The following is a 15,655-nucleotide window of genomic DNA, read 5'->3' as shown; positions in this document are numbered from 1 at the left end:
CGCCTGCACTTCACAATTTGCGAACGTTTTCGGAAAACCCAAAGAAGCGACGAATTGGTCTCGCGCGTTCATAGCGGATGATGATCGTTCCGCAGCTTCGAGAAGCGGTCAGCGCTAGCGGGCGCCATTTCAATCTGATCCTTCAGGCAGATCGTCCAGCCAGCAGCCGCCCTCGACGTAAGCCCGAGAGAAGATCTTCCCGATCTTTTCCGGATCCTTGTTCTGGTGATATCGCATATAGACGCGGCCATCGGCTCCAAGGTCAAGGATTTCAATCTTTCCTGTGTAATGCGACATGATGTATTTGAATGTCTTTTGAATGCCGCTCAGACGTTGGTCGATCCCGCGCACAATATTTAGTCCGCGGCGCAGTGGAACCTGAAAATGCGATGCGCCTTTCACCGGTCTGCCTTGAAATAGGTAATAAGGGCGGATGCCCATTTGGTGACACTTGGCAAAGGTCGCAGCCAAAGTCTCGGGATCATCGTTGACCTTCGCGAGAAGCACGGTCTGGTTGAGAAACTGCACACCACGTGTGCACAACGATCGAATGCTACGCTCCGCATCGACCGAAATTTCGCCGATGTGGTCGAAATGTGTGACGATCACTGCGGCCTTGCGCGCATCATGGATCCGTTGGAACAAGGCTAATAGAGCGGGATCCTCGAATCTTTTAGGCGCGTAGGCCAGCATTTTTGTGCCAAAACGAATAGAATTCAAATGTGGAAACGGTAGCAAATGATCAAGAATTTGGTGGAGCCTGCCAGTGCGGAGCACGAACGGGTCGCCTCCCGACACCAGCACGTTCGTCATCTCCGGATGAACTCCAATGTAGCTCTCAATCTCCCCTAAGTCAGCTGCGATTTCATCTGAATCCTTGCCAACAATGCGTTTGCGAAAGCAGTAGCGACAGTATGAAGCGCAGCGGTCCGTTGCCAGTAACAATCCGGTCTGGGCGTACTTGTGCTGGAATCCGGACACGACCGTATTATCGTGCTCGCCGCTCGTATCCAGATTGCCAGGACTCTCGAACTCTTCGAATGAGGGCTCGACGATGAATTTAAGCTGGTCGTAATAACCACTGTTGATGATCTGTTCACGATAGGACCTGGTGACACGATAGCGCGTAATGCTGTGAGCAGCCAGCTCATCCGGGCTTACGGTGCGGGTCCCCTCAATGAAATTTATGATCTCGGACGCGGGCCGTCGGCCCGAGCTGGTGGGCGGAGCCGCACCCAGTTGGGAAGCATCTACCGCATTGCCTTGGGTTGGTTGAGCGGTCTTCATGTAACCTCCGCTAGACAGTTTGTTTCGTAATGACCCGTAACGGCTTCTTCACTGCGCTGATGCAATCGGCGTGCCACGACGAGGTATTCGGGGAAAGATTACGCGAAACCATCTGTTTGTGCCGCGGCGACCAATACTTGTGTCTCGCATGCGTCAGGTTCCGAACAGGAACGTCCTCAATTCTACACGGCCCAACGCGGGGGTCCGGAGGACATATCAAGGTTTCTCACCTGTCGCTCAATGAAGTTCGTTCGTACTTAGGAAGCGCTTGGACATCGCAATCCAGAACAGTATCTAGATTTAACGGGGCCGTGCCCACCCAATCAGGTTTGAAGGTCTGGTGGTGGTCTGTGACAATGGTGGTAATAGCATCACGGAGACCATAAAACAGTATGCCGGCATCGACGTACCATTGGAATACTCGAATGTGGGCGTGTTGGATGCGGATGCCCGATCGTCCATGAAGCTACGAGACTCAGCGAGCCGATCCGCTGATCGCCTGGTTTGGCGATCACGGCCGGGACATGGAGTTGATCGATCCTTAGGAAGGCCCCTTGTCGCAGTGGCACGGGTCTGGAGGTCGAGCTGTCGAGACGCGCCATGTGCGTGCGGCCTTCAAGACGATGCCGACAATAAGGATGCGCGAGGGTATCGCGAAGTTGATGCGGCTTGGCTGGCTCAGACCGGTCCACGCAAATCCCTGCCTGCCCAGGAGATACGAGTGCTGCTGACCGCACGCAAGTTCATCCAGGGAAAGCTTCACAACATTGAGATGAGCACCGGGGGCATTCTGCGCTGCTTCGGCCTCAACGTAGGTCCGACCGTGCGATGCACCTTTGCGACACGGATCCAAGAACTAAAGGTCATCCGAGCTTGGAGGCGACCGCCGCTTCGCTGTTAAAGGTGCGCGAGGCGCTTAAGGATGAATTTGCAGGTTCTGACCGAAAACTACGTGCCATGCGCGTCAGGACGATGATGCGCGTCTGACTGATAACGACGCCCGGCGTTGACGTCCTGTTGGCTGACATTCGTATGTCATTGATGCGCCTGAGCGTTCCGATCATCACGAGCGGTGGGGCGGTGTGCGGAGCCAAGACAACGCGCGTGTTGCGCTGGTCCGCGAGCTGGCTGGGATGTTGCACCCATTTCATTCCCAACAAGGCAACGCCGGCCACAGCCGGTGCAGCAAGAAAGCAACAAGGCAGGCTTCGGGGACACTTCAGCCCACAGAGCAAAGTCGCTTCGGCGGGACCATGGGTTAGGCCGCTAAGCGGAGAGCAACTGCGTGTTCCTGGATTGGCCAGTCGGCCCTCAGCAGACCACATAGAGCCGTAGCCCACCGTCGACTGCGGGCAGAAGCAAGCAGTCGGTGTCGATACCGGAACAATACTCCCCCCATGTGCCGTTTGAATCTTCCCCAGTTTGCGCCGTGAACGATACTGCTTCCGATGGTCGGAAGGGGATTTCGGTGATCAAGCTGGGGAGATGATGATGATCCTGGATCTACATCGGCAAGGTCTGTCGGTGTCAGCGATCGCCAGGCAGGCTGGTATCGATCGCAAGACGGGTGCGCAAGTACATCGAGCAAGCGCTACAGGCACCGACCTATCGCCCGCGCAAGCCAAGAGCAACGGTGATCGACCCGTTCGCGGCCCATCTTCGCGAACGGGTGCTGTTCCCGCTTGACAGGGCGGCGGCTTTTCCGCGACCGACTTCTTGGCCGCCCCATCTGGACGCGCTCGCCGTCAATCAGAACCTGCCGACCGTGCTGCGTTGCCCGCCGCGTTCGAGGCGATTGGGGGCGTTCCGAGCGACATCCTGTAGATCGGATGAAGCGGCAGTCATCGCTGTCAATAGCCGTGCGCTTTTGATCTCGCGCGCACTACGGCTTTCATCCCAGGGCATGCCGTCCTCGGCGGGCCAAGACAAAGGGCAAGGTCGCCCATCTGATCGCCGCGCTCTCACGCGCCGAACGAGTCGGCAGACAGGCAAATTAGCAGCCTGATCCTTATCCAGCCTAAGGGGCGCACTCCAACTTTTAGAGAAATTTAAGACAGCATTTACACTCGGTGAGGGATTAAGCTCATACGGATTGACTCGGGAGGGCCCCTTACAACGGCCGCTTAGTTCATGACGAAGGCAATGGGAACGAGGCGCGACTTCGAAATCTGGCATCCTCCTGTCCAAGCATAAATCTCGCCCATCAGAGTGTTCGCATGTGCGCGGTATCTACACAACATAAGTGTCGAACTCCGCAAGATGTCCTTCGTTGGCCGCCAAAGCTTGAAGCGCGCAATCGCCGCGTCTGGCGGCGACCAGTTTCAGGAGACATTCCACTGCGACGAATCCGGGAGTCATAGTGAGAATGAACGAAGGCATTTCGGTCCGGACGCGGATCACAACTTCGGAAAGTTTAGCGACGGGAGAGAGCTCGCTGTCGGTCAAAGCGACGACTTTCGCACCGCGCGAAACGGCGAATTCGGCGGCCTGCAATGTAAAACGAGTATATGGGCTGACTGTAACCGCCAGCACAGCGTCTTCTCGACCAATAGACCGGAGCGCATCGTTGGAGGCGCCGCCTATTCCGTCGATCAATGTCGTGGGAGAGCCGAGCAATGACCCGACATAGTGCATCAGATAGGCTACAGGAAAGCTTGAACGACGGCCGATGCAAAAGGTTTGCCTTGCCTCCACCATGAGGTCGGCGGCTGCTGACAGTGCGGCAATCGCGGGTGGCTGCGCGAACCTCTTTAAATGACCATCCAAAGCGTTAACTGTCTCGCAGATGAGGGCGCTATCGCCCTCGATCTCCCGGGGTGCTCGTAACTTCTCTGGATGGTCTTGGAAGCTCCCTGGCTGTTCCCTGACGTTATCCGCGAATACCACCTTCAATTCATCGAAACCATCGAAGCCAAGGCGCTTTGCGAGCCGCGTCAGTGTTGCCGGAGGCACTCGTGCTCTGCGGGCCTGCTCTCTCATCGACAGCAACGCGACCTCGATCGGATGATCAACTAACCAACGTGCAGCGACCCTCATTTGCCGAGGGAACCGCTCGTAGCTATCCTTTATGACACTTATTACGGGAATATCCATTCTGATTTACTTCTTCGGGTCGAGTAAACAAGTGCTGAATCAGCGAAAGCCCTGTTCCTTCACTAACAGTTGTAGGCACGCGCCTTCGTCAGGTGATGACGCAGAGCTGACATGGTCCCCTGTCTTCATTCCATCTTCAATACATCCTTGGAATCGGTGACATGAGGAAGTTGCTCCCGCTCGTTACTCAAAATTCGTGCCAACTGCGGAAACAGGCCTCAGAAGAGATTTTTCCATTAATCAATGCCTTAAACCGAGTACAGCAGGAGGGCGGGCAGAACACCACCACGTCGCGGATCCAACAATTCAGACAGTAGTGTCTCGTTGTCGCCTTCTCATCGAAAGTTGACGGCAGTCGCGGTTGTCATCATTCCATAGCAGGAGAGATCGGGTGACACGATCGCGAAATTATCGAGAAAGATAGGTCTGTGCCTAGTGCATCGCGTTTGGGCCGCCTCAAGTACCGAGATGGCCGGCGGGCGAGTGCGCCCGCTGGTGGTAGTCGCCACGCAGTCGCGCGGCCGGCCTACATGCGCCCACAGCTGGTCCGGGGACGTCGCCTGAGTGGTGCCGTCGTCGGTTCGCAATTGACACCGCTACGCTGGAGCCACTATCCGCTTCAGGCACTTGCGTGTACCGACTTTTGCAGATTGTCTAGACCACGTTGGACTTGAGCAGCAAAAGGGACAACGGCAGTCCACAGCCACTTAGAGACGTTGGACAAAAGAACACCCCTGGCGATAAGTCCGCAAATTCAAAGCTGAAGAAATCACCCGCTCGTCCGCTACCCGCCTGAATGTCATCAACAATCAGGAAGATGCCACGCTTTCTGCATATCCGCTCGATCGACTGCAGCCACTCTTTTCGCGTAGCGTTGAGGTCCCTTCACCTTGCACGGTTTCCAAAATGATTGCTGCCGCCAGATCGACGCCGCTACTTGCATCAGCGAGCACCTTGTCCACATCTTCCGAAGTATCGTTATCCGCTCCCCAATATGCGTCATAAGGCATGAACACACGCCGGGTGGAGGAAGGCCTGCCGCGTCTCGGCAATAGCGATTACCCGTCACAGCACGCGCGCCCAAGCTCATCCCATCTATGGCGGCAGGCCTTCCGTTATCGTCAACAACACGCTCGACCGGCGGTTCGATTTCGAGGGCGTGGGTCACGGACATAACCTACAGTGCGCCTCGCCCCAATCGGGAAGGCATATGACTGGAATGCAAAGAGAAAAGAGGATGCGATTTCTATGAAACTCTGGGCTATTCATTGGAGCTGCGCAGGCTTCGCCGGCGCTGATGTTAGCGTAACATGATTTTAATCATGAACTTGGGTATCTCTGGGCCGATCGGCGGAACGGCTTTCCGAATGTCCCAAAGCATGAATGTCGAGCGGCGCCCCACTGCTCCGTTGCCGTAGCCGCCGCGTCGAGCGATGGAGTAGGAACTGGAGGCAGAAGTGACCGCGCTCAAGATTGAACCGTCAACCTTCTCGACGAGCCGTGGTCCCGCCATGCACGACGTGCATTTCGTACGCTTGACGCCCCAGTGCGGCTTCAAAAAACTCGAGATCATCATTGCACCGACGCCGTCGACTTCGCGCAACGCTGCGAAGTAGTTCAGAACTGAACTTATAAACGCCGATAGGGCTCAGATCTGCAGAGACGTTTCTCCCACTGACAGAGCTCTGGGGGAGGATCGCTGTAAGTCGGAGTGCCTTATTTTTTAGCAAGCGAAACGATCGATGGCTATGTGCTTTGCCTACTACGACGAGATTCCTGTCAGATGACCGTACCAAGCGCTCGATAAGCGAGAAGTCGATGTTGAGGTTCTCGGTGAAAATAAAGACGTCACCACGTACCTCGCTAATCTCGTCTACCGATACTGCATCAATGAGGCGCCCTGCATTCGGCGTAGGCAGAGCGCGTAAGCAGAGCTCCATGCCATTCAGGCCGTTACGGAGACCCAAGCCGAGATCACCAACACCATGAAGAGTTAAGATCACCGTCTTCTGCACGCCTGCCTGCGCCAATTGAGACAACAAGAGACTTAGCGCTGATGTGCCCGCAGGCAAGGCTAGGGCCTCTTGGCAGCGACCTCTCTGGTCTGTAACTATCTCTCGGGCGTCGGTGACAATGATCGCCAAGCTCTGAAGCATTTAGCCATCCTTGGACTGAGAACGCCTTTAAGACTAATTCTGCATCCAGCACTCGGTCCACTATCAGATCAGATAAGCCGAAGCTCAAGTCCGTTGGTGGGGAGGATCGGCCCGCTTACGTTGCTTTCAGGAAAGCAAACGACCTAGCCGAATTCTGGCCCGCTTGGCTGAGGTCAGCGGCCGGTTTTCGATCTGCGGCTTGGTCAGCTGAGAAGTACCATTCCGGGGCGCTCTAGATGTGAGCTTTCAGGAGGTTGTCCATTCGGAGCGGATAAAGGGGACTGGATTTGCCACACTCAGTTTTGCAGATTTCGAATGAACATTCACAGGAACGCCGACTGACGCCTTTGCGTCGATAAGAAATGGCGGTGGTAGCCGGCGGTCGGTCGTCTCAAACAAAAGCCACACGCGTCTATGCGTCTCACCAAAGACCGTCTCCCGCTGAGTCGCACGGTTCAAGGCGGGTGGACGCAACGGCATGGCGGACCGCTCGTCCCCACCCGAAACCGGCCCTCGGCAGACGGATCGGGATAACGCGCTCCCTGTTTAAAGCTCAAAGCAGATCATGCTTTCCTGGCGCGCCGACTACGTTTTCCTAGACGACGTTAATCACGAGCGCGGCCATTTCTTCGAAGGTGTAGCAGGATACGGTACCACATTAAGCGCTTGCGTTGACAGACTTCTCCAGAATGTCCAGACCGCGTTGAAGTGTCTGATCGTCAATAGTCAACGGAGGGAGAAGCTTGATAACCTGGTCCTCGGCGCCACATCGCTCTACCACCAGCCCTTCTTCAAAGGCGCTGCGGACGATTTTCTCGGCAAGTTCTCCTGTACCACAATCGAGCCCCAGCATCATGCCCCTCCCGCGCACTGAAAGGCTTTGATCTTGATTGCTTTTACCAATCTCCCGAAGGCGCTCGCTCATAATGTGCCCTGTCTTCGTCACACGCGCAGACAGCTCTCCATTCCTCCAATATTTTCGCAATGCAGCAGTCGCCGTTACGAGGGCAAGGTTATTGCCTCTGAAGGTACCGATGTGTTCGCCCGGTCGCCAAATATCGAGTTCGGGTTTGAGCAGCAAAAGGGACAGCGGCAGTCCGCAGCCACTGAGGGACTTGGACAAGAGAACGATGTCTGGCGACAAATCCGCAAATTCAAAGCTGAAGAAATCACCCGTTCGTCCGCAACCTGCCTGAATGTCGTCGACAATTAGGAGGATGCCCTTCTCTCTGCAAAGCCGCTCCACCGACTGCAGCCAACTCTTGCTCGCAGGATTGATGCCGCCCTCGCCCTGGACGGTCTCCAAAATGACGGCTGCTGGCAGATCGACACCACTGCTCGCATCCGCAAGCACTTTTTCCAGATATTCCGAAGTATCCTGATCGGGCCCCCAATACCCGTCATAAGGCATGAACGCTACGCCGCCGGAAGGAATGCCCGCCGCATCTCGGTAGTATCGATTGCCCGTTACGGAAAGCGCCCCCAAGCTCACTCCGTGAAAGCCGTTGGTGAAGGAAATTATACTGTGACGTCCAGTGGCCTTGCGTGCGAGTTTCAAAGCAGCTTCGACGGCATTGGCGCCGGTGGGCCCGGTGAACTGGAATTTGTATGTCAGATCGCGCGGATGCAATATTATTTCCTCGAAACACTCCATAAACTTTCGTTTTGCTGACGTAGCCATATCCAAACCATGGACGATACCGTTTTCCTTTAAATATTGCACAGCAATGTTCAGAAAGTCGGGGTCGTTGTGACCGTAATTAAGGACACTCGCACCGGAGAGAAAATCGATGTACTCGCAACCATTCTCGTCTTCGAGGATGGCACCTGCGCCCTTCCTGAACACAACCGGAAATGATCGCGAATATGATCGCACGTTCGATTCGAGTCTTTCAAAGGTGGCCAGCGAGTTGGAATGACGCTCTTGAAGCATGATCTTCTCCCGACGATGCCACGAAAGCGTCGCGGCATACTTCTTGAACAACGCGATGCAATCTTGCTCTGCTTTCACAAGACAGCGTCAGTTGAAATTCGCGCGGTTGTTTTGCTGTTTTAAACGCTAAACACAGCCCACGCCCCTACCTACGTCGGTAGCGTGGTGACCAGCCTTTCTTCAGTATCGGCCTACTCCAGTCAGAATAAGTGGCTCAAAAATTTCGGACGCGATCTCCACTGGTTAAATGAGCGAGGTAAAGCGCCCATTATGACTGCTCACAATTCGAAGATGGAAGTGCTGTCCGGCTCGGAGCACCGCCACAAGTTGACGGCCGAAAAGCTCGCAATCTACAAGAGACATTGAAATCGGACGCGACGGGAGCATGTTGCTCGGCGTTATGGCATCCAGGCGAACCAATTGTTCACCTGGCGCATGCTTGTAGCTCAGGGAAAACTGACCGCAACAGCATCGCAGGAGGAGTTATCCGAATCCGACTATCTTCAGAACCAGGTCGAGGAACTACAGCGCCCGCTCGGCAAGAAGACGATCGAAGGCGAATTCTCAAGTTGGCACAAAATGCTTTGTTATGTTAAGCTCGATGTCACTCGAATCAATAGCGCGGAGGGTCTTCCAAGCAACGTCCTCGGAAGGTCGTGTCCGCCTCCGCTTGCGGACGCGGGTCTGGTCGATAAGATCAAACCGGTCAACCGCCGAAATGCCGCCATTCCTTTATTGCGGCGTTCGCGACATTATGCGCCAAAATGCCCGAGGTGACGGCCGTTCCTGGGGAAACGTCAAACGCGTCTATCGATGCCGTGGCAACGGCCAGATAGTGAATTGGCCAAGCAGATACTCCAACTGAATGCTCCCAACGGCCTGCAACGGCCTGCGGACGGAGAATCGTGGATAGTCGGCAAACTGTATCGAAGACCTAACGAGGTCTGGTTGATGTATGGCAGTCCAAACTACGGTTCGATCAGTCCTAATCGCGCAGCTTTCAAAGCGGCAACCGTCCTGCTTCCTGTTTCTAATTTTCGCAATACATTTTTAACATGGAAATTGACTGTATTTTGGGAAATTCCGAGAATAACTCCGATGTCCCATGATGATTTTCCTTTTGCTACCCACCGAATACACTCCTTTTCTCTGGCAGAAAGGCTGGGAATGTCGCCGCCGCTCACGTCCAAGCATCCCACTACCTGCAAATGAAAATGCAACGCGGCAAGTTGCAGGTAGGCGACCGCGATATTTTCTAGATCGCGCGTTTCCGTTTGAGCAAAGTTCATGGTCGAAAAGCTACCACACGGCCCATGCAGAGGAATGGTAACACCAGACCTCAGGCCGAACTTTGCAGCCTCGTCGAAGACGCGTCTTTCGCTGTCAGTTGTGCTTGCATCTTTGTACACTTCACTCCACCGAAAAGCGGCCGAATGAAACCGGCTCCTCTTTACGGTGGGATCGATCTTGTCATAGCCTTTTTCGACACAGTGCTCCTGCCACTCGGGAGGGTAATTCAATGACACCGGTGTTTTGCCTCCGTTCTGCCTATGTGGATCCTGAAATTGCGCCGGAGCACCATAGGCAATCCACCGGCAATTGAAGTTGCGCGCAAAAACGAATAATCGGTCGAACAGCTGTTCAATGCGAATAGCTCCATTGAGCTGGCTTAGAAACATGTCAAACGCGACGGCAACCTCCTCATCAGTCGTCACCTCGCAATAGCTTGGCGAATCAAGCGAAAACTGATCGGACATTCTGGCTATTGCCCTAGAATTTGAAGTCACGTCTGTGATCCTGCGGTACTCCATGGAATTCACCTCGATTAGTCGTTTTGCTATCGACGCGCAGAGTTGACTCGCAGTAGGCTCTCGAGTTACGAGCCCAAGCCATGGGACCTTTGTTTTCCGACATCACTTTGTCGAATAATTCTATGCTGTTTGGCAGCTCCTGCGCTGTACGGCGAGGGAGTTTCAAAATTCATGCCAACTGGGGCTTAGGAGCGCTGAAGCGAATTTTTGAGTGTAATTCAATGGCGAGAGGCGCCATCGCTAGGCGGCGGCTCGGGCACCGCTGTGTCGTGTTTCTGACACCCAGTTTGGGGAATGATGTCCAACGTCTGGCGGCGCAATAGTCATGGAAGAGCGCAAACGGAATAATGGGCCCGAAAGGGTCGCATCGCCTTTCATGGACGCGGTGCAGCTTGAGCCGTAACGACGAGCGGCGACGTCCGAGCCGTCCTTCGGCTTGAAGCTCTTCATCCACGCCCAGGCTTCGATCAACGTGCCATTGACAGAGAAGTGGTCGGTTGACAGCAGCCGCTTTATCTTGGGCTGAAAAAGGATTGCACCCAGGAACTTCGCAGCGATGTCACCATCGAGCAACCGGTCGCGGTTCTTCGAAAACACCGAATGGTCCCAAGCGGGATCGTCAATGCCGATGTCGACGAACCACCGGAACAGAAGGTCGTATTCCAACCGCTCCATCAGAAGTCGTTCAGAACGGATCGAATAGAAGGCCTGCAAAAGCATGGCACGAAGAAGCTTTTCAGGCGCGATCGACGGCCGTCCGATCGGTGAATAAAGCGCTGCAAAATCTCGTTCCAGTGAAACGAGCGCTTCGTCCACGATCTGCCGGATGGCCCGTAGAGGATGATCTTTTCGAACACGATCCTCAAGATCGACATAGCTGAAGAGTTCGCCTGTCCTCACATCGCCGCCGCGCATCCATCAGCTTCAAATCGCCATAAACCGAGTGAATCACGACCAGAGCCTATGCGCCAGGGCCTTTTCAACAGCCTGCTAGGAGTTTCCTAAGAGTCTAGCGTTGGCTGCGGCTTACCAGGTTGCGTGGAGGGGTTAAGATAGATTCGACCCAATCGCATGGCAGGCTGTTCAACGAACCGATAAAAAATTTCGGCCGCAATCAGCGTCAGGAAAATCGCCAATGCCAGTATGGCGAGAATCGGAACATGATCATGCAGCACATAATTCAATGCTAACATGATGGGAACGTGAATTAGGTACATCGAATATGAAACCCTTCCGCTCCATCGCAAAGCCCGTGTCTCCAAAAAAGCCGTCTGCAGAGGGAAGGCGATGCAAGAGACGATGATGTAAGCCGCCAGCAGTGCGTATGCGAAGTCGCCCAGCAGGAAGCTGCCTTCAACAATCGCCTTGGGCGCGAGGAAAAACCCGACCACCACGAACAGGTGTACCGACGTTGGAACTTTTCTAAGCAGTTCGACAGCACGCTCCATGTGCGAAGCTAGGAAAATCCCGATGAAGAAAAAATAGCTGTAATAAAAAGTCAGCATCGAACTCGTTAGCAAGGATGAAGGAACCTTGTCGTCAAAGGTCTCCCCGACGATGAGCGAGGTCTTGGTGCTGACGATCGCCAAGGCGACGACGACAGCTAAGGCTTTCCACGAATAGCGCACGATCAAGAAGGCCATCAAAGGGAACATTAATGAGATGCGCATTTCCTGAATAAGCGTCCACATCGGCGGATTCAGCGAAATGCTGGAGTAATCGACTCCGATCATGAGCAGGTGGGATGCAACGAGTTGGAAATCGACCGGTGTTCTCCAATCGTGGTCTCCGAGTGCCCATTCGGCCTTTGAAAAGGCTATCTGCGAGGCCAACAACGTGGCAAACGCCAAAGCCATGGCGAAGGGCAGATAGATCCGGCAAAACCGTCTGAACACAAACTGCGGATAGGGAGTCTCCGGTCTCTTCAGGTACGGGATGGTCAACACGAATCCGCTAAGCACAAAGAAAATGATGACCGCGACACGTCCGTTCACGAGATGGCTCAGCGGCGTATAGTCAAAGGCGAAATTGTGCCAGTTGTCCCCAGGTATCAAATTATAGGCGTGATTCAAAACGACAACAAACGCGGCAACGCCCCTAACTGCGTCGAGTTTGTGGAAGCGGTGTAGCAACATTACTATTTCCTAGCGTTCTATGTCGACAATGATGACTAGACTGGCAAACGACGGATACCAGAAGTTGCCATCGATCGTGTCGTTTCCGTCCCCCCCCCAAAAAACCTGTCATTGCCTGGGCCAGCGCAGACAACGTCATTGCGGTCGTCCCCCGAAATCAGGTCCATGCCACTGCCACCCTCTTCGCCGGGTCTAAATGGACGCCGGTTTCGGGGGAGGTGTATCCTTGGGGGCGGGAGGTCTATAAAGGGGGGATTTTGCTCAGGTAAACGATATCCACCATTCGTATATGCTCCTTTTGACGCAGCCCCCGGCGTAGCCTCCCCAAGCCTTACGATCTGACTGGCAACTGGAGAAATCGATTGTTTTGATAGGAGGCATCCATGTACCGGATGTTGCCGTGTCCATTTCGCATCAATGCTGGGCAAAGGCTGGCCACACACGTTGAGGGCTTGATTACGTATTCCGCAGCATCGCTCGGGTCACTCTTCGAAACGAGCCGTTTGAATGAGATCAGCGTTCGAGCGTACAGTGCTGGACCGAAGACACTACGCTCTATTGCCTTGACATTTGCTGCGGTTTTGTTGCCGCTGCGGGTACATTCCGACGTGAAGCCGGCCGGCATTCCGACCAAAGATCGGCACCATTCCGATTTGTAGCCGGCCACCTTTCCAATCAAAGGCCAACCAGTTTTCGTATGAGCAACTTGGCATCAATCGCCTCGCGATGACGGGGATATTTTGATGTGGGCAAAGAGAAGGCTGACCACGAGACAATTGAGACAAACGCTGCGGCTTGCGGAAAGCGAGACGAGCTCCCGCGAGATTGCGGTCGTATTGGGAATAGCGCGCAGTACGTTCCAGGATAATCGCAGCGTGCCGCGATCGATGGTGTTGTCTTCTCTATTCGGCGTGGTGAGGTCACGCACCTGCTGACTGTGGTAGCTATGGTGATTGATGTCTTCGCAGTATCGCGCTTCTCTCCGGGATCGGCCTGTGTGGTCCTCCCACTATGGGACCAGAAGAATGAGGCGGAACAATCTAATCGGCGACCTTGATCGCAATAGACGACCGTGCCAGGACAGCCAAAAGCAGGATCAGTACTCTGAGCAACGAGCGCCATGTCGAAGCGCTCCTCCAGGCGCTCTCCGCCGATCAGATCACCACCGGCGTGTCGCCCGGTTTCGCCCATTCGGACGACATCCCCAAGGATTTGGCCATCCAACTGGACCGATTCGACTCGAAACGGGATATGCTCTTTGCCACAAACTACGGTATCCACTGAAACTCGAGCTCGACTTGCCGGTCGAGCGCGCAATTATGCTGGACGACCGCCGCTATGACCGATAGGTCATCAGACAATCGCTTTTTATGCGGACTTTGAGGGGGAGCGCTATTTGCTCCTCTCATTAAAAAGGAACAAATATGGAAAGACGTGACTTCATCAAACGTTTGGCAATGCTTGCTGCTTGCCCGCTTTGCGTCAAGACCGCTTACGCTGCGGAAGGGGTGCATTGGAGCTATGGCGTTGACGCTGGTCCAGAAGACTGGGGATCTTTGACCGAGGAGAACCGTGCATGCTCGTCCGGTTCGCAGCAATCGCCGCTCGATATCAGGGGCGCTATCAAAGCCGACATACCGGACCTCGCGCTAGACTGGAAGACTGGCGGGACTATCCGGAATAATGGGCACACGATCCAGGTGAATGCGGCGCCCGGAGGAACGCTTCGCCGCGGTGATCAGTTCTATGAACTGGTGCAGTACCATTTCCATGCTCCGAGTGAACATCTGGTCGAAGGAAAGAATTTCCCGATGGAGGCGCATTTCGTGCATAAACACGCCGAAACGGGGGCTTTGGGCGTGCTTGGCGTTTTCCTTGTTCCGGGAGCCACCAATGCGACTTTCTCCACCTTGGCTGCGGCCTTCCCGCAAAACACCGGTGAAGAAACCGCCCTTCCCGACGTCGAGCCGAGCAAAATGCTGCCCGCCTCGCTCACGTATTGGGCCTATGAGGGATCGCTCACCACACCGCCTTGCAGTGAAATCGTCGACTGGATAATAGCGAAGGAACCGGTCGAGGTGGATGCGGCCGACATCAAGAGGTTCACTACGCTCTATTCAATGAACGCACGTCCCGCCCTCACTCCAAATCGTCGTTACATCCTGAGCTCCAGCTGAAGCGAGAAGAGCTCGTAGCCTTTCGACCGCCCCACCGGGCCGATCGCACGATTTCGGCAGGCAAACCTTTTGGCCATTGGTACCTTTGGCACCGGATCAACCATGCCGACCCGAAGGACTTTGAATATTCGCTGGCGCAACCTGCGGGCCTGTGCTTTCGGCAACGTCTCCGCTCCAGTAACTACGGCGGGAACGCATGCACTGCCAAATTTTCAGGAGCGACAGGCCACGCCGTTACGATTGATCCGATGAAACCACCCTTTGTTGGTAAGTCGTACAGGCGCCAGCAGTGGCTTACCTGATTGTTTCGAACCCACAGACGCGCACCATTGAGGCCAGTCTGTTCCGAGAGTGGAACCACGACCTGCGACAGGGGGTGGGTAAGACCAAGTCCCAGAGCTTTTACTGCGGCTTCTTTACGAACCCAAAGGCGTAATAGTAGTTCAGGAGCATTCTTCATCGTCCGAAGCCGTCGCCATTCTGCCGGCGACCAAATGGTCTCAAGCCAGCTCCATTCAACGACTTGGTCGAGGCATTCGACGTCGATGCCGAGCAAAGGGTGGTGAGAGACAGCGACAAGTGCCAGACCGCCGCTCCGGCTCATCGAAAAGAACGGCCCGCCGAGAACGTATGGGCGACGCCATTGGCTGTACGCAAATTTCACATCCCAGGGCTCAATAATCGGCGTTGTTGCGTGGATCACCCGGCGACTGATATTGAGCGGTGGTTTTCAGTCTCCTGATCCGGATTTCGACGATGCCGCACAAGTTCAATGCCGATCGGCGGGACAAGATTGCCAAGCAGAAATATCAAGTGACGAATTGGCCGGCATATAATGAAAGCCTGCGTCAACGTGGTGATTTGACCATCTGGGTGAAGGATGAGGCCCTGTCTTTATGGACGGCGCGGAGGCGGACATCGCGGGGTGGTCAGCCGAAATACTCGGATCTGGCGATTACGTTGTGCTTGACCCTGCGCGTCGTCTACGGGCTGGCGCTACGCCAGACCCAAGGCTTGATGCGCAGTGTCGCGGCGCTGATGGGGTTCGATATTGCCGTGCCTG

The 15,655-nt window shown here is 54.8% G+C and carries 12 protein-coding genes and 2 pseudogenes; 5 read left to right on the top strand and 9 right to left on the bottom strand.

Annotated elements, in window-relative coordinates:
• Positions 1–129: 129 nt before the first annotated feature.
• Complete coding sequence (locus tag A3C3_RS0134120) at positions 130–1,287, bottom strand: KamA family radical SAM protein (RefSeq protein WP_022719000.1); 1,158 nt, start codon at positions 1,285–1,287, stop codon at positions 130–132.
• A 1,429-nt stretch (positions 1,288–2,716) separates the two neighbouring features.
• On the opposite strand from A3C3_RS0134120, the pseudogene A3C3_RS48780 reads away from it, so the two are divergent.
• Positions 2,717–2,959 (top strand): annotated as a pseudogene (locus tag A3C3_RS48780) (helix-turn-helix domain-containing protein); the annotation flags it as partial.
• Positions 2,960–3,516: 557 nt separating this feature from the next.
• Here the strand turns inward: A3C3_RS48780 and A3C3_RS0134105 are convergent.
• The 3 genes from A3C3_RS0134105 to A3C3_RS47575 all read right to left on the bottom strand — a co-directional run bounded on the left by A3C3_RS0134105 (position 3,517) and on the right by A3C3_RS47575 (position 5,390).
• On the bottom strand, positions 3,517–4,380 hold the full coding sequence (locus A3C3_RS0134105) for a MurR/RpiR family transcriptional regulator (protein WP_022718998.1): 864 nt from the start codon (positions 4,378–4,380) through the stop codon (positions 3,517–3,519).
• Positions 4,381–5,034: 654 nt separating this feature from the next.
• The gene (locus A3C3_RS47580) at positions 5,035–5,193 is read right to left on the bottom strand and encodes a hypothetical protein (protein ID WP_233450529.1); all 159 of its coding nucleotides are present in this window, start codon (positions 5,191–5,193) and stop codon (positions 5,035–5,037) included.
• Entirely contained in the window at positions 5,190–5,390 is a 201-nt protein-coding gene (locus A3C3_RS47575) for a hypothetical protein (protein WP_233450504.1), read from the bottom strand. Before A3C3_RS47575 ends, A3C3_RS47580 begins: the two co-directional genes overlap by 4 nt.
• Before the next feature lie 447 nt (positions 5,391–5,837).
• Between A3C3_RS47575 and A3C3_RS45735 the strand changes: the two genes are divergently transcribed.
• Entirely contained in the window at positions 5,838–5,996 is a 159-nt protein-coding gene (locus A3C3_RS45735) for a hypothetical protein (protein ID WP_156890803.1), read from the top strand.
• A 1,198-nt stretch (positions 5,997–7,194) separates the two neighbouring features.
• On the opposite strand, the gene ectB is transcribed toward A3C3_RS45735, so the two are convergent.
• The gene (ectB, locus tag A3C3_RS0134095; protein ID WP_028740236.1) at positions 7,195–8,469 is read right to left on the bottom strand and encodes a diaminobutyrate--2-oxoglutarate transaminase; all 1,275 of its coding nucleotides are present in this window, start codon (positions 8,467–8,469) and stop codon (positions 7,195–7,197) included.
• Positions 8,470–8,889: 420 nt separating this feature from the next.
• Between ectB and A3C3_RS48775 the strand changes: the two genes are divergently transcribed.
• Positions 8,890–9,246, top strand: a complete 357-nt coding sequence (locus A3C3_RS48775; RefSeq protein ID WP_051154558.1) for a hypothetical protein — start codon at positions 8,890–8,892, stop codon at positions 9,244–9,246.
• A 191-nt stretch (positions 9,247–9,437) separates the two neighbouring features.
• On the opposite strand, the gene A3C3_RS0134085 is transcribed toward A3C3_RS48775, so the two are convergent.
• The 3 genes and pseudogenes from A3C3_RS0134085 to A3C3_RS0134075 form a co-directional block, all read right to left on the bottom strand.
• Positions 9,438–10,226 carry a LuxR family transcriptional regulator gene (locus A3C3_RS0134085; RefSeq protein WP_145611492.1) on the bottom strand — a complete coding sequence of 263 codons (789 nt, stop codon included), beginning with the start codon at positions 10,224–10,226 and terminating at the stop codon, positions 9,438–9,440.
• Positions 10,227–10,700: 474 nt separating this feature from the next.
• A pseudogene (locus A3C3_RS40165) lies at positions 10,701–11,195 on the bottom strand (transposase); the annotation flags it as partial.
• 86 nt (positions 11,196–11,281) lie between these two features.
• A complete protein-coding gene (locus tag A3C3_RS0134075; RefSeq protein ID WP_022718994.1) occupies positions 11,282–12,415 on the bottom strand; it encodes an acyltransferase family protein in 1,134 nt (377 codons plus the stop codon).
• A gap of 1,424 nt (positions 12,416–13,839) precedes the next feature.
• On the opposite strand from A3C3_RS0134075, the gene A3C3_RS0134065 reads away from it, so the two are divergent.
• The gene (locus A3C3_RS0134065; protein WP_022718992.1) at positions 13,840–14,592 is read left to right on the top strand and encodes a carbonic anhydrase; all 753 of its coding nucleotides are present in this window, start codon (positions 13,840–13,842) and stop codon (positions 14,590–14,592) included.
• Positions 14,593–14,773: 181 nt separating this feature from the next.
• Here the strand turns inward: A3C3_RS0134065 and A3C3_RS44420 are convergent, their stop codons facing one another.
• Positions 14,774–15,295, bottom strand: coding sequence for a 4'-phosphopantetheinyl transferase family protein (locus A3C3_RS44420; RefSeq protein ID WP_084797112.1), 522 nt, complete (start codon positions 15,293–15,295; stop codon positions 14,774–14,776).
• Between the two features lie 53 nt (positions 15,296–15,348).
• On the opposite strand from A3C3_RS44420, the gene A3C3_RS0134060 reads away from it, so the two are divergent.
• The coding region (locus A3C3_RS0134060) for a transposase (RefSeq protein ID WP_028740235.1) at positions 15,349–15,655 on the top strand (307 nt) is incomplete at its 3' end.

This window comes from Rhizobium mongolense USDA 1844 (assembly GCF_000419765.1).
GTDB lineage: Bacteria > Pseudomonadota > Alphaproteobacteria > Rhizobiales > Rhizobiaceae > Rhizobium > Rhizobium mongolense.
The sequence above is the reverse complement of the archived record's forward strand: the minus strand, read 5'-3'. Positions and strand labels throughout refer to the sequence as shown.